The sequence below is a fragment of the Thermoanaerobaculum aquaticum genome, from assembly GCF_000687145.1.
In the GTDB taxonomy this organism is placed as follows: domain Bacteria; phylum Acidobacteriota; class Thermoanaerobaculia; order Thermoanaerobaculales; family Thermoanaerobaculaceae; genus Thermoanaerobaculum; species Thermoanaerobaculum aquaticum.
Map to the genome: position 1 here is coordinate 17,935 of NZ_JMFG01000038.1, position 13,053 is coordinate 30,987.

The following is a 13,053-nucleotide window of genomic DNA, read 5'->3' on the forward strand; positions in this document are numbered from 1 at the left end:
GAACGACACGAACCGGGTCTTTAACGTGCAAGAAAGAAAGGAGGAAACCATGAAGCGATGGATGCTTGGACTGGCTTTGCTGGCCATGGCAACGGCTTGGGGATTGGCGGAAAAAGCCAAGGGTGTGAGCTATCCGGAGGGGTACCGGCGCTGGTACCACGTGAAAACCTTAGTGCTCCAGGCAGGACACCCGCTTTACGACGCTTTTGGCGGTATACACCACGTGTACGCCAACGAAAAGGCCAAGCAGGGACTCAGCACCGGGAAGTACGCCAACGGTGCGGTGTTTGTGTTTGACCTGCTGGAGGCACCGGTAGAGGGCAACGCGCTTTCAGAGGGCTCGCGCAAGGTGCTGGCGGTGATGGAAAAGGACAGCAACCGCTTTGCCGATACCGGAGGCTGGGGTTTTCAGGCGTTCAGCGCCGGGGACCCTCAGAAACCCATCGTCGTGAACGCCAAGGAGCAGTGCTTTAGCTGCCACGAGTCGCAAAAGGACAAGGACTTCGTGTTTTCCACCTGGCGTCCGTAAAAGCAAAAGCCCGGGCGGTTCCCCCGCCCGGGCTTTTTTGTTACCTTTGATTGCCATGGGAGCCCCTTTTTTCCCTTTAGGCCAGCAGCATGAACGGCTGCCCGCCAAGGTGGTGGCAGCCCTTGAAAGGTTAGGCCACGTGCTGGTGGCCGTTCACGGGCGGGCGGGTATGGAGGCCGGGCTTACGAGCTTGCAGGTGTTTCTGCTTATGGAGCTTTCTGGGCAGGTGAAGCTGGGGGTGCGGGAGCTGGCAGCGCGTTTTTCGGTGTCTCGCCCCACGGTTTCCCGGTCGCTGGCGATCCTTGAGCAAAAGCGGCTGGTACAAGCCGCGTCCCACCCTGAAGATGCCCGGCGGGTGCTGTTTTCGCTTAGCCGCCAGGGAAAAAAGCTGGTGGCATCCCTGGGGGCTGGGTTGCAACCGTTGCTCGCTGGGGTGGAGGCCCTTACACCGGCCCAACAAGCGGCTCTGTGGGAGGGTCTTCTGGCCGTTTTGGGTCAGTGGGAGCGGTTGGGGCTCATGAGCGCGGCGCGAACCTGCCCCACCTGTCGCTTTTTCCGTCGGGAACCGGGAAAGCCGCAGGCGTTTTGCGAGCTTTTGGCACGTCCCCTCACCGTCGAGCAGCTGCGCCTGGACTGCCCGGAGCATCAGGCCATGCAGGAGACCGGGTAAACCAAATCCTCATGGGGCTTCGTCGAAACATGGCAAATGGATTGCTTTGCCCGCAAAAGGTGCAAGCGTTTTTCGGCTTTCGTTGCTCCGGGAAACCTGCCCAAGGCCCGGTGAAATTCATCTCGCTTTGCGGTGCCTGGGCAAGCCCGTGGTGCTAACAACGACCCGTAGCACTAAAGCGGACGACGTACCAAGCTCCGTCGGATTTTTGCTCCAGGAGAGCTGCTACCCTTAAAAAGCCGCTTCCGAGTTCCAGGGCAACCTGCCCAGGTTGTGGCAATAATTCGGCAGGCCATCCTCTGGGCGGTTTTTCAGGATTTATGGGGTAAATCCAGATGGCATCCATGTGGTCTATGTCCACGGGACCTGCGCGCAGCTGCTCCAGCTCCTGTGCTCCCTTCACCAGCACAAATACGGGGCGCCAAGGGTGTGCAAACTCAAGCGGGCGTACCCAAGTCACGCGTTGGGGCGTCAGGCTATCGGTGCTTGTGTCGAAAACGCAGGCGACCTGGTATAGCAAAGCTTTGGCTGCCTCGTCCTCCGGGCCTGCGGGCGGCTGGCCGCAGTTGGGACACCAATCGAGGGCATCCTCGATCCCGTCTTGGTCAGTGTCCACGCGGTTTTTGGCTAGCCCCAGCTGGGTTTCAAGCAAATCGGTGAGGCCGTCGCCATCCTGGTCCCGCTGGATTTCCTCCCAACTGACGGAGGCAATTACGTTTTCCGGAGTTTCTGCAGCTGCTTCACCGCCGTAGGCCTTGCGCCGAAGTACGATGCGAAAGCCCCCTGGAGAAGGGACAAAGGCCACCTGGCTGGCTTCTTGGAAGCTGGGTATTCCCGTAAACCAGGAGCTTATGATCCGATTTTGCTCCACCACAGCCAGCCACAGCCCCGGGGCGAGGTCGCCGTAACGATCTTCGTAAAGCACGAACTCGCGGGAGTTCCATTTGTACCTCCACTCGGTCCCGTTCTCCAAGAACCAGGGGTCCGCAGGTTGGGCCTGGGGCCATCGGGAATCGGCTGTTCGGGTCGGGCGATGGAGGAAGCGCTGCAGCGCCTGCAACGCCTCCGGCGAGCCAAACTGCGCCAAAGCCGCAAACGCTGAGAACCTAATTTCGCAAGGGATATTTTCCGTTTCCACAAGCTGCACGAGCGGGCCCACCGAGCTGGCATCACAGCCGATGCTTTGCACAGCTGCAGTTGTCAAATCGAGCAAGGCTTGATCTGTATGGGCTTCTCCGGCAAAGCCGTCCTGAAGCCAATGCAAGAGCTTTGAAGCTGCGTCCTGATCGCCCCATCTGACGAGTACCGAAGCTGCGGCGACAAAACTTACAGCGTCAGAGCTGGAAACCCTGCGGGCTTGTATATGAGGAAAGGCCTGTTTTTTGGCGCCCAGGAAAGTCCAGGTGCGAGAGTTAGAAATCCAGCTCTTGAGCGCCGGTTGGGCCTCAGGGCCAAGGGCTGAAAGGGCCTTTATTAGCTTGCGTACCCTCGGGACGGCCAGCGGCGAAAAAGGAGGGATTTGCGCCGCTTGTTCCAGCAAACGGGTGGCTTGAGCTGCCGGATCGGGGATCGCTGTGGCCACCACGGTTGGGATTCCCGTGAGGCAAAGCCGGTGGGACTGCCGCCAAATCCACTTGCCCTGGAAGGCGTAGAGCGCTTCCGCGGCAGGTACGCCTGAACCTCGAAACGTAACGTCTCCGTTGGAATTAAAAATCAAAAAAGTGTCGTTTTCTTCGTCGCCGACAACCAGGGCCACTTGGCGGGCCGTGGGATCGTAGGCGACTATCCAATCTGCAGGCGGTAGTTCTCGGCACCAGGCCCACGACTGAGTTTGCGGTTGCCAACGGCAGAGCAGGTTTTCTTCTTTTTTCTTCCAAAGTTGGTAATCTTCTCGCGCCCAAACCAAAGAAGCTTCCCAACCCTGAAGTTGGGCTATCGGCCGGAGTTCACCGTCAGGTTGCACGCGATACCATCTGGTTCCTTCCTCCATCGGTTTCTGCACGGAAAGCCAAAACTCCGAGGCGACGGGAGCTGCGCTACGGAGATGCTCGACGCCTTTTCGCCAAACTACGCTCAAGTCTTCGGCTTTCAAACGCGTAATGATCCCGGGAAAACGGTTGACCACGAGAATATCCCCGTCAAACGGGAACACTTCATTCTCTAAGCCGCTCAAACGCTGTTGGCAGCGCTCGGCTCCCGAATAGGGATCCAAGAGCTTGAGCTGTCCCATTTGCTCGAGGATAATGCCCCCGGGAACAGCAACAATCTGGGCCTCGTGCACTGGCTTTTCCCATAGCTGCACCCCATCGGCAAGGCGCAGTCCTGAAAGCCACTCACCTATCCTAACCAGGACCAGGGATTCGCCAAATAGGGCAATTTCCGGAGGAGGATCGTTCCCCTGGTGGAGAGCGGTGAGCCGCCGGACGGCACCGCTGGCGGGATCGAGGACTACCAGCTCCGAGGTGAAGGTTCTGCCTTCTGAGTCCGGGGTCCCCACGGAACAAACAAGTTGTCCCGCCCCCAGGGAACAGGACCAGATGAAGCCCGGGAGGCCATCCTCATTGGCAACTTCCCATTCCCATACCCGTGGAAGGTTCGCAGGGGCTACGTGGGAAAAGCTAGCGGGCACTGCTGTCACAATCCAGGCAGGAACGTTTGCGCTGCCGATGGAAAACAACATCAGGAACAGAAGAAACTTCGGCCCGAGAGCTCGGAGCGCGGAAATCTGGCTGGCCTCCATTGGAGATGCCCTCCTCTGCTATTTTAAGGCGCGTTCCCTCATGCGCACGTTTTAAGCCAGTGAGCGGGTCTCTTCGTCTGGCGGAGGTGATGCCGCTTTGGGTTCGAGCCGTGCTTGAGGTTGCATTTGCGTTTCACAAGCTTGACTTTGTGAAAGTGTGCGCAAAATTGCACGGGCGAGGGGAGGGGGGTGAACGCCTACATTCCGATCCTGCTTTTTGTTTTGGTGGCGGTGAGCTTTCCCATTATCACCCTGCTCATCGCCCGGGCCTTGCGCGCGGGAAAGCTGCCGGCATCCTGCGAGCTCTTGGCACGAACCCTCAGGGAAGAGCAGCTTTGGTTGAGCTGTCCGGAGTATAAAGGCACCATCACTCACGAAAGCGGCCGGTAGGTGAGGGGGCTTCCGGCCATGTGGGGGATTGAGTGTTTGCAGGTAACGTTCAGCGATAAGCAGTGAGCTAGCAGTTGTCCCACCAGAGTCGTCGCCAGCGGACGATGTACCAGCGGCCATCCGCGGCTTTCCCCATTATGGCGGCTACCCCTAGACCATCGCCCACCTGAAGCTCGATGGCCACCTCTCCCGGGTTGGGAGTCAAATCGTCGGGCCAACCCCTGGGCTTCTGGGAGGCGGTCACGAGACGGAGCCTCACGCCAGCCACCGACTCGATGCTTTCCCCGTCCGCCCCTGGCCTTCGAGTTTGCTGTTGGTCGTTGGGAATCACAAGTACCGCACGGCGGGGGTGAGAAAACTCCAACGGCTTGGTCCAAGCCACCGTCACCGGCGGCCAGATCCCCTTTGGCTCAAACATCGCAAAAAACTGGTACAACAACGCCTCGGCTGCAAAATCTTCGGCGGCGCGAGGTGGCTGCCCGCAGGTGGGACACCAATCCAACCCATCGGGTATGCCGTCGCGATCGGTGTCGGCTTGATCCGGAGAAAGACCAAGGCGGATTTCCACCAAATCCGTTAACCCATCATCATCGCGATCCTGCCGGATTTCCGCCCAACTGATGGAGAGCGTTTTGTCCACGTTTGCCTGAGGTGTCGAAGCACTCCCTGTGGTGTTGTGTTTGAGGATGATGCGGAAGCCTTCGGGTGCGATTTCAAAGTCCAACGTGTCGGTAGCCGGGTTAAAGTCGCTCAGGCCCGTGTACCAGGGTTTGGAGTGTTGCTTTGATCCAACCTCGGCAATCCATAACCCCCGCGTTGGGCCGAGATACCAGGCGGGAAACACGATGAACTCCCGCGAATTCCAGAGAATTCGCCAAGCTTCTTGCGAGGAGGGAACCTTGGGGCTGAGCGTGTTCGGTTGGAACCAGGAAGAGCCCCGGGTCGGTTCTTGTTGCTGGAGCCATCGTTGCAACCTTTCCAGGGCCGGAAGCGACCCACATTGAGCTAGGGAGGCGAAAGCTTCAACGCGGACCATCCAAGGGACTCCCTCGGCGCTCAGTAGACGGGATAAAGGTTCTATCTGCTTGCAGTCGCTGCCGGCACTGCGGAGGGCGCCCACCACCAAATCGCCAGCCCAGGAGGACCCGTCGTCGGTGTTTCGTGGTTCCTCAAACCAGTGAATGAGAAGGTCCGCAGGATGAGGATCACCCCAGGCCATGAGCGCGGTAGCGGCGGCGACAAAGCCTACGGGTCCGGAGGTGGAAAGCTTGGCCTGAACCACGGGCTTGATGTCAGGACCAAGGGCCAAAAGGGCTTTGACCAGCGGACCCACCCGCGGAACGGCTAGGGGCGAAAAATGAGGGATTTGCGCGGCCTGTTCTAAGAGTTGGGCGGCTTGGGTCTTGACGTCGTGGGGGGGAGAAGAGGCCTTGAGTGCAGCACCTGTAAGCAGGATCCGGTGCTCCTGTTGCCAGAGCCAGTGGCCCTGGAAGTGGAAAAAGGCCTTTGCATCAGGAATGCCTGAGGCCTTAGCGACCACATCACCAGCATCGTTTAAAACCAAAAGCTGGTCTTCTTCGGTAGTGGAGCCAGCCAGCGCCACTTGTTTACCGTCGAGCTGCTGCGCCAGCCATTTTCCCCTGGGCAAATCTCGGCACCAGGCCCAGGTGGCGGTTTCGGACCGCCACCGACACAACCTCGAGCCTTCTTCGCTTCCCCAAAGCTGATATTCCCCTTGGGCCCATAGCAACGAGCCATTCCAGTGGGCGAGTGCGGCGAGGGGTTCAAGGTTTCCATCGCTTTGCAGGCGGTACCAACCAGTATGGTTTTGCTTTTCCAAATAGACCCAGAGGTCTGGAGTTAAGACAACGGAATTTTTTAACTCTGGTAGTTCCAAGCGCCAGAGCGTGCGCAGGTCCTCTGCCTTTAGGCGAACCACAAAAGGCAAAACCGGCGGTAGGGCCTCTTCAAAACCAAAGCTCACTACCACCATGTCCCCGTCCCACGGCCTGAGCGTATCCACGAAGTTCTCAAAGGACCGGGAAGAGCGCACGGCACCGGAGAAGGGGTCTAACAGCACCAACGTATCAGGCGCTCCCGACATGCCCCGCTGGTGCACCAAAGCGTTATCAGCCACTGGAAAGACCGCGACGGCGCGAATCGCTTTTTGCCACACCGGTGACCCGTCTTTAAGGGCAAGCGCGAAAAGGTGATTCCCGGTGCCGACCACCACCACTGAGTTGGCAAAAACCGCCATGCTCCACGGTTCCACGCTCCCTCGACCCAGCTCGGCCTGCCACTGGACACGGCCGGTTTGTGGATCCAGGGCAACCAGCGAGCACGCGCCGCCCCCTGGGGCCTCCCGCATCACCGGGCAGAGGAGTTGGTGTTCCACCAGCACACACGGAGAAGCCCAGCTGCCGTCGGGGATTTTCCACTCCCAGACCACGGAGCTGCTAGGGAGCTCGGCAGACGAGGGGATCGTAAGTGGCTGAGACCCGGGCGAAGCAGGCTCAAGCTCCGCGACGCTCACCCAGGCTATTACCGAGGCGAACGATGTGGCTAGAAAAAGGTGTCCAATTCGAGCCATGGGAGTCTCCCCAGAGTACATTCCAGCTTCCGAAGCCAATGGTAAGCCTGCGCCCTGCTAAACGGCAATGCGGCTGCGGGATTGCTGGCCAAAGTGTGGGGACCAAGATGCGTTGGCTGCCGCGGGTAGCCCTTGACTAGTCGGGCATCCTCCGGGCGCCTGCTGACGCCCTGCTCTGCGCCTTCTTTCAACAGTCCCTGAGATTGCATTCCTATTTCACAAGCTTGACTTTGTGAAAGTTTGCGCTAAATTGCGCGGGCGAGGGGAGGGGGGGGTGAACGCCTACATTCCGATCCTGCTTTTTGTTTTGGTGGCGGTGAGCTTTCCCATTGTCACCCTGCTCATCGCCCGGGCCTTGCGCGCGGGAAAGCCGCATCCGGTGAAGAACGAGCCTTACGAGTGCGGTGTCCCGGTGACCACCGTGGCCCATGAAACCCGCTACTCGGTGCGCTACTACCTCATTGCCGTCTTGTTCGTGATTTTCGATGTGGAAACCGTGTTCCTTTTCCCCTGGGCGGTGATGCTGGATAAGCTCGCGCTTTTTGGGTTTGTGGAGATGGTGGTGTTCCTGGCCATCTTGGTGGCTGGCTACGTGTACGCTTGGCGAAAGGGGGCGCTGCAATGGGCGTGAGCGAGAAGGAGATCTCTCCCAACGTTTTCACCGGGCTTTACGACGCGGTGTTCAACTGGGCCCGCAAGAACTCCCTCTGGCCCATGCAGTTTGGTTTGGCCTGCTGCGCCATCGAGATGATGGCGGTGCTGGATCCCCGCTTTGACATGGCCCGCTTTGGGGCTGAGGTCTTCCGCGGCTCGCCGCGCCAGTCGGACCTGATGATCGTGGCGGGCACCGTGACCGAAAAGATGGCGCCCATCGTCAAACGCCTTTACGACCAAATGGCCGAGCCCAAGTGGGTCATTGCCATGGGTTCCTGCGCCATCTCCGGCGGGCCTTACCGCACCTACGCGGTAACGCAGGGCGTGGATCGCATCATCCCGGTGGACGTGTACGTGCCCGGGTGTCCTCCGCGGCCGGAAGCTTTGCTTTACGGCTTGATGCAGCTGCAAAAGAAGATTGACCGCATGACCATCGCCCGCAAGGCGAGCTAAAGGGGGGCCTGTGAGCGAGGAAAACAAGGTGCAAGAGCCTGCGCCTCCCAAGATGCCCTGGGAGGAAAAACCGGTACCACCGCAACCGCAGGATGCCCGCGAGCACCCGTTGGTGCGGGAGCTCGAGAGAGCGGTTCCGGGAGCAGTAGTGGAAGCGGTGGAGTTTGCCGGGCAGGTGAGCGTGGTGGTGGGGCTTGAGCAGTTGATGGCCGTGCTTTCGGCCCTCAAGGGGTTGGGCTACAAGTTTTTGGTGGACCTCACGGCGGTGGACTGGAAGGACCGCCCGGAGGGGCGTTTTGACGTGGTGTACTGGCTGCACCGGCACGCGGATTCGGCCCGCTTGCGGGTCAAGGTGCGGGTGGCCGATGGGGTGGAGGTGCCCACGGCGGTTGAGCTGTGGCCCACCGCCAACTGGATGGAGCGGGAAGTTTTTGACATGTTTGGCATTTACTTTGCCAACCACCCGAACCTGGAGCGGATCCTCACCTGGGAGGGTTTTTCCGGACACCCGTTGCGCAAGGACTTCCCCATCGAGGGGGTTGATACCGGTGCGGCGGTGTATCCGGACATTTACCCGCCGGGGGGTGGGCCGGTGAAGCCCAAGGGGGGAGCGTAAGCCATGGCAGAACTGGAGGCGACCTTACTGGGCGGGGAGGAAATGGAGGTTTCCTTTGGGCCGCAACACCCGGCCACCCACGGGGTTTTGCGCTTGCTTTTGAAGGTGGACGGCGAAAAGATCGTGGATGCCAAGCCCATTATTGGCTACCTCCACCGCGGCACCGAGAAGCTGTTCGAGCGGGAAACCTACCCCCAGTGCATCCCCCACACCGACCGCATGGACTACACGGCGGCGGCCACCAACAACCAGGGCTTCGTGGGAGCGGTGGAAAAGCTCATGGGGATTACCATTCCGCCGCGGGCCGCGTACATCCGCATGATCCTGGCGGAGCTCCAGCGGATTGCCTCCCACATCATTTGGCTTGCCACCCACGCCTTGGACATTGGCGCGGTAACGCCGTTCTTTTACACCTTTGAGGAGCGGGAAAAGATCCTCGATTTGTTTGAGGAGTACTGCGGCGCCCGCCTGACCCTCAACACCATGCGCATCGGTGGGGTGCCCTGGGACCTTCCCGAAGGCTGGACCGACCGCTGCCGCAAGTTTGTGGATGAGCTCCCCAAAAAGATCGAGGACTGGGAGCGGCTTTTGACCAACAACCGCATTTGGAAGGCCCGCACCGTGGGGGTCGGGGTCATTGATGCGGAAAAGGCCATTGCCTGGGGGCTGACCGGGCCACCGCTGCGCGGCAGCGGCGTTAAGTGGGACATCCGCAAGGTGTTCCCTTACGATCACTACAACGAGGTGGAGTTCGACATCCCCATTGGCAAGAACGGGGACACTTACGACCGCTACCTGGTGCGCATGGAGGAAATGCGGCAGTCGGTGCGCATCATCCGCCAGTGCCTGGACCGCCTGCCCGACGGTCCGGTGATGGCCTGGGTGCCCAAGGTGATCCGTCCGCCCAAGGGGGAGGTTTACTTTTCCGTGGAAGGGCCCAAGGGCGAGCTTGGCTACTACATCGTTTCCGACGGCAACGTGACCCCGTACCGGGTGCGGGTGCGTCCGCCCTGTTTTGTGAACCTTCAGGCGCTGCCGGAGCTGGTGAAGGGGCACCTGGTGGCCGACGTGGTGGCGGTCATCGGCACCTTGGACATCGTGCTGGGCGAGATTGATCGCTAGGGGTGGGTATGAACGAGCTCTTCTGGACATACGTGGGTTGGCCGCTGGTGAAGATCCTGGTGATCCTTTTGGCGCTGGTGTTGCTGGCGGCGTACCTTTCCTGGTTTGAGCGCAAGCTCCTGGCTTACATGCAAATTCGCTTGGGACCCAACCGCGTGGGGCCCAAAGGGTGGCTGCAGCCTATTGCCGATGCCCTCAAGCTCTTCGTAAAGGAGGACCTCACCCCGGGTTTTGCCGAGAGGTTCGTGTTCCTTTTGGGCCCGGTGCTCATCATCGTGCCGGCTTTGGTGGTTTTTTCGGTCATCCCCTTTGGTCCTTCGCCTAACTTGTTCGTCACCGACGTGAACGTCGGCGTGCTGTTCATCCTTGCTGTGAGCTCCATTGGTGTGTACGGCATCATCCTCGGCGGTTGGGCGTCCAACAACAAGTTTTCGCTCATGGGCGGCTTGCGCTCGGCAGCGCAAATGATCTCCTACGAAGTACCCATGGGCTTTTCGGTGGTCACGGTGCTGATCTTGGCCAAATCGCTTTCCCTGGTGCGCATCGTCGAGGCACAAAAGCAAGCCGGGGTTTGGTTTTTCTTCCCGGGCTTTGTGGCGTTTTTCATTTACTTCATTTGCGGTGTGGCGGAAACCAACCGCAACCCCTTTGATCTTCCCGAAGCTGAATCCGAGCTGGTGGCCGGCTACCACACAGAATATTCGGGAATGAAATTCGCGTTTTATTTCCTTGCGGAATACGCAAATATGGTGGTGGTTTCCTCGCTGGCGACGGTGATGTTTTTTGGTGGTTGGCTGCGGCCTTTCCCCAACGTGGCGGCTTTAGCTTTTCTCGACGTGATTCCACCTCTGGCGTGGTTCTTGCTCAAAGTTGCCTTTTTCCTGTTCCTCTACATCTGGTTCCGGGGGACCTTTCCCCGCTACCGCTTTGACCAGCTTATGGGTTTAGGGTGGAAGGTGCTTTTGCCCGTAAGCTTGGTCAACCTTTTGGTGGTTGCCTATTTTGTTTCGCTTCCGGGAGGTCAGGTATGAGCTTTTGGGGGCTTTTAGCCAGCGTGATCCCTGTGGATTTGCTCACGGGGCTCAAAACCACGGGGAAATACCTTTTCTCCCGCAAGGCCACCATCCAGTACCCGGAAGAACGGAAGGAGCCTGCGGATCGCTTCCGCGGGATGTTTGGCTACTCCCTGGAGCGGTGCAACGTATGCCGCGGCTGTGAAAAGGCCTGTCCCATTGGCATCATTCACATTGAAAGCCACTGGGAGGAGTACGAAATCGAAGGCAAGAAGCGCAAAAAACAGGTCATTGACCGCTACGACATTGACGTCAAGCGCTGCATGTTTTGCAACCTCTGTGCCGAGGCTTGCCCCACCGAAGCGGTGTGGCTCACCACCAAGACCTACGAAGCGGCGGCTTACGAGCGCAACCACGCCCTCTACTTCAACAAGGAAAAGCTCATGCACTGGGAGGGTGTAAAGCCCTTCCCGGGTGTGAAGCCACCGGCCGAAGGGGGGCTGCCCGCCTTCCGCTTGGGGGGCGAAGAGGAAGAGGAGGACCACTGATGGATTTCCTCGTGGCCCATTTTTCTCAAGGGGTGTTCCTTTTTTTGGCTTTGATTTCGCTGGGCGGTGCCGTAGGTGTGGTGGCGCTGCGGCAGCCCGTGCATGCGGCGCTTTCGCTGTTGGCCAGCTTCCTCGGTGTGGCCGGCTTGTTTGTGTTGGCCCACGGGGAGTTTTTGGCGGCGGTGCAGGTGCTGGTGTACGCCGGCGGCGTGATGGTGCTTTTCCTGTTTGTGATCATGTTCGTGAACGTGCGAGCGGCAGAAAAGGAAACGCAGTACCTAAAGCCCCTGGTGCCGCTGGCTGTGGTGGGAAGCATGCTGTTTTCGGCGCTGGCCCTCACCGCCATGTGGGCCCTGGGCAAGCGGCCCACGGCGGATGTTTCGCCTCTGGTGTCCATCGCCGGGGAGCGGGTGGGCAACACCGAAGCCGTGGGCTGGCTTTTGTACCGCGATTACCTGCTTCCCTTTGAGGTGGTTTCGGTGCTCCTGTTGGTGGCCATGGTGGGGGCCATCGTTTTGGGGCGCAAGCCAAAGGAAACGGAGAGAGCATGATCCCTTTGTCCTGGTATTTGCTGGTTTCGGTGCTGATGCTGGCCTGTGGGCTGGTGGGGCTTTTGGTTCGCCGTAACTTCATCACCGTGCTCATGAGCGTGGAGCTCATCCTCAACGCCGCCAACTTGAACTTCGTGGCCTTTGCCCGGCAATTGGGAGACCTTACCGGCCAGGTTTTCCCGGTTTTCGTCATCACCATTGCTGCAGCTGAGGCGGCCATTGGCCTGGGGATTATCGTGCAGCTTTCCCGGCTCAAGAGCACGGTGGCTCTGGATGCCGTTTCGGAAATGCGGGGTTGAGCCATGGACGCGGTGTTAGGCCTGGTGCTTCTGTTTCCGCTGTTGGGGGCGGTGGCCAACGGCTTGATCGGCAACCGCCGCGGATGGTCGAAGAGGACAACTTCGGCGGTAGCGTTGGCCGGCAGCGGGCTGGCCATGCTGTCCGCCTTTACCGCGGTGGCCTACTGGCTTTGGCATTTTGGTCGCCACCACGTATGGCAGGTGACGCTGTTTTCGTGGATCCCGCCGCTTCCCGGGCATACCGTGGCCGGCCAATTGGCGCCGTTTTCCATTGACTTTTCCCTGCGTTTGGATGCGCTTTCGGCGGTCATGGTGTTCTTTGTCACCTTTGTGGGGTTCTTGATTCACGTTTACTCCGTTGGCTACATGCACGGCGAAAGCGACCGGGGCTTTGCCCGCTACTTTGCTTACCTTAACCTCTTCATGTTTGCCATGCTCACCCTCGTCCTGGGGGCCAACCTCCTGGTCCTCTTTGTGGGCTGGGAAGGCGTTGGCCTTTGCTCCTACCTCCTCATTGGCTACTACTTCACCCAGGACTGGTGCGCTTCCGCAGGCAAAAAAGCCTTCATCGTCAACCGCATCGGTGACTTTGGCTTTCTCTTGGCGATCTTCCTGGCCTACAAGGTCTTTGGCACCGTGGACTTTGGCCAAATCGCCCAGGCGGTGGAGGAAAACCCGGCCAGCTACGCAGGCTACCTCAACGCCATTGGCTTGCTTTTGTTTGTGGGCGCTGTGGGCAAATCCGCCCAGCTTCCCCTCTACGTCTGGCTTCCCGACGCCATGGCCGGCCCCACGCCGGTCTCCGCTCTCATCCACGCCGCCACCATGGTCACCGCCGGTGTGTACATGGTGGCCCGTACCAACGTCATCTACCGGCA

Annotated in this window: 14 protein-coding genes; 12 read left to right on the forward strand and 2 right to left on the reverse strand. The window is 59.6% G+C overall.

All coding sequences use genetic code 11. The features are described from left to right. Positions 1-49 precede the first annotated feature (49 nt). Positions 50-529 (forward strand): cytochrome P460 family protein, encoded by a 480-nt coding sequence (locus EG19_RS11525; protein WP_038050479.1) that lies wholly within the window; start codon positions 50-52, stop codon positions 527-529. Between the two features lie 55 nt (positions 530-584). Next, on the forward strand, positions 585-1,199 hold the full coding sequence (locus EG19_RS11530; protein WP_152544051.1) for a MarR family winged helix-turn-helix transcriptional regulator: 615 nt from the start codon (positions 585-587) through the stop codon (positions 1,197-1,199). 154 nt (positions 1,200-1,353) lie between these two features. Here the strand turns inward: EG19_RS11530 and EG19_RS12950 are convergent, their stop codons facing one another. Further along, positions 1,354-3,939 carry a HEAT repeat domain-containing protein gene (locus tag EG19_RS12950; RefSeq protein ID WP_053335273.1) on the reverse strand — a complete coding sequence of 862 codons (2,586 nt, stop codon included), beginning with the start codon at positions 3,937-3,939 and terminating at the stop codon, positions 1,354-1,356. A gap of 189 nt (positions 3,940-4,128) precedes the next feature. Here EG19_RS12950 and EG19_RS11550 point away from each other — a divergent pair, with 189 nt between their 5' ends. Continuing rightward, a complete protein-coding gene (locus EG19_RS11550) occupies positions 4,129-4,329 on the forward strand; it encodes a hypothetical protein (RefSeq protein ID WP_038050486.1) in 201 nt (66 codons plus the stop codon). A 67-nt stretch (positions 4,330-4,396) separates the two neighbouring features. On the opposite strand, the gene EG19_RS11555 is transcribed toward EG19_RS11550, so the two are convergent. Continuing rightward, entirely contained in the window at positions 4,397-6,778 is a 2,382-nt protein-coding gene (locus EG19_RS11555) for an outer membrane protein assembly factor BamB family protein (RefSeq protein ID WP_161685597.1), read from the reverse strand. Positions 6,779-7,193: 415 nt separating this feature from the next. On the opposite strand from EG19_RS11555, the gene EG19_RS11560 reads away from it, so the two are divergent. From EG19_RS11560 to EG19_RS11600, 9 genes are all read left to right on the forward strand, one after another. Next, a complete protein-coding gene (locus EG19_RS11560; RefSeq protein WP_038050488.1) occupies positions 7,194-7,550 on the forward strand; it encodes an NADH-quinone oxidoreductase subunit A in 357 nt (118 codons plus the stop codon). After that, positions 7,541-8,026: an NADH-quinone oxidoreductase subunit B gene (locus tag EG19_RS11565; protein WP_038050490.1), complete on the forward strand. Its 486-nt coding sequence runs from the start codon at positions 7,541-7,543 to the stop codon at positions 8,024-8,026. Before EG19_RS11560 ends, EG19_RS11565 begins: the two co-directional genes overlap by 10 nt. A gap of 10 nt (positions 8,027-8,036) precedes the next feature. Then, a complete protein-coding gene (locus tag EG19_RS11570; RefSeq protein ID WP_053335275.1) occupies positions 8,037-8,642 on the forward strand; it encodes an NADH-quinone oxidoreductase subunit C in 606 nt (201 codons plus the stop codon). Positions 8,643-8,645: 3 nt separating this feature from the next. Further along, positions 8,646-9,764, forward strand: a complete 1,119-nt coding sequence (locus EG19_RS11575; protein WP_038050492.1) for an NADH-quinone oxidoreductase subunit D — start codon at positions 8,646-8,648, stop codon at positions 9,762-9,764. 8 nt (positions 9,765-9,772) lie between these two features. Further along, positions 9,773-10,795 (forward strand): NADH-quinone oxidoreductase subunit NuoH, encoded by a 1,023-nt coding sequence (gene nuoH, locus EG19_RS11580; protein WP_038050494.1) that lies wholly within the window; start codon positions 9,773-9,775, stop codon positions 10,793-10,795. Further along, positions 10,792-11,325 carry a NuoI/complex I 23 kDa subunit family protein gene (locus EG19_RS11585; RefSeq protein ID WP_053335276.1) on the forward strand — a complete coding sequence of 178 codons (534 nt, stop codon included), beginning with the start codon at positions 10,792-10,794 and terminating at the stop codon, positions 11,323-11,325. Before nuoH ends, EG19_RS11585 begins: the two co-directional genes overlap by 4 nt. Continuing rightward, positions 11,325-11,876, forward strand: coding sequence for an NADH-quinone oxidoreductase subunit J (locus EG19_RS11590; protein ID WP_038050496.1), 552 nt, complete (start codon positions 11,325-11,327; stop codon positions 11,874-11,876). Before EG19_RS11585 ends, EG19_RS11590 begins: the two co-directional genes overlap by 1 nt. Continuing rightward, positions 11,873-12,175 (forward strand): NADH-quinone oxidoreductase subunit NuoK, encoded by a 303-nt coding sequence (gene nuoK, locus EG19_RS11595; protein WP_038050497.1) that lies wholly within the window; start codon positions 11,873-11,875, stop codon positions 12,173-12,175. Before EG19_RS11590 ends, nuoK begins: the two co-directional genes overlap by 4 nt. 3 nt (positions 12,176-12,178) lie before the next feature. Further along, a partial coding sequence (locus EG19_RS11600) for a proton-conducting transporter transmembrane domain-containing protein (protein ID WP_268746959.1) occupies positions 12,179-13,053 on the forward strand: 875 nt, incomplete at its 3' end.

Excerpts from the sequence above, each read along its gene's own strand:
- EG19_RS11525 (WP_038050479.1), top strand. The coding sequence starts at position 50 with ATGAAGCGATGGATGCTTGGACTGGCTTTGCTGGCCATGGCAACGGCT.
- EG19_RS11530 (WP_152544051.1), top strand. The coding sequence starts at position 585 with ATGGGAGCCCCTTTTTTCCCTTTAGGCCAGCAGCATGAACGGCTGCCC.
- EG19_RS12950 (WP_053335273.1), bottom strand. The coding sequence starts at position 3,939 with ATGGAGGCCAGCCAGATTTCCGCGCTCCGAGCTCTCGGGCCGAAGTTT.
- EG19_RS11565 (WP_038050490.1), top strand. The coding sequence starts at position 7,541 with ATGGGCGTGAGCGAGAAGGAGATCTCTCCCAACGTTTTCACCGGGCTT.
- EG19_RS11575 (WP_038050492.1), top strand. The coding sequence starts at position 8,646 with ATGGCAGAACTGGAGGCGACCTTACTGGGCGGGGAGGAAATGGAGGTT.
- nuoH (WP_038050494.1), top strand. The coding sequence starts at position 9,773 with ATGAACGAGCTCTTCTGGACATACGTGGGTTGGCCGCTGGTGAAGATC.
- EG19_RS11585 (WP_053335276.1), top strand. The coding sequence starts at position 10,792 with ATGAGCTTTTGGGGGCTTTTAGCCAGCGTGATCCCTGTGGATTTGCTC.
- EG19_RS11590 (WP_038050496.1), top strand. The coding sequence starts at position 11,325 with ATGGATTTCCTCGTGGCCCATTTTTCTCAAGGGGTGTTCCTTTTTTTG.
- nuoK (WP_038050497.1), top strand. The coding sequence starts at position 11,873 with ATGATCCCTTTGTCCTGGTATTTGCTGGTTTCGGTGCTGATGCTGGCC.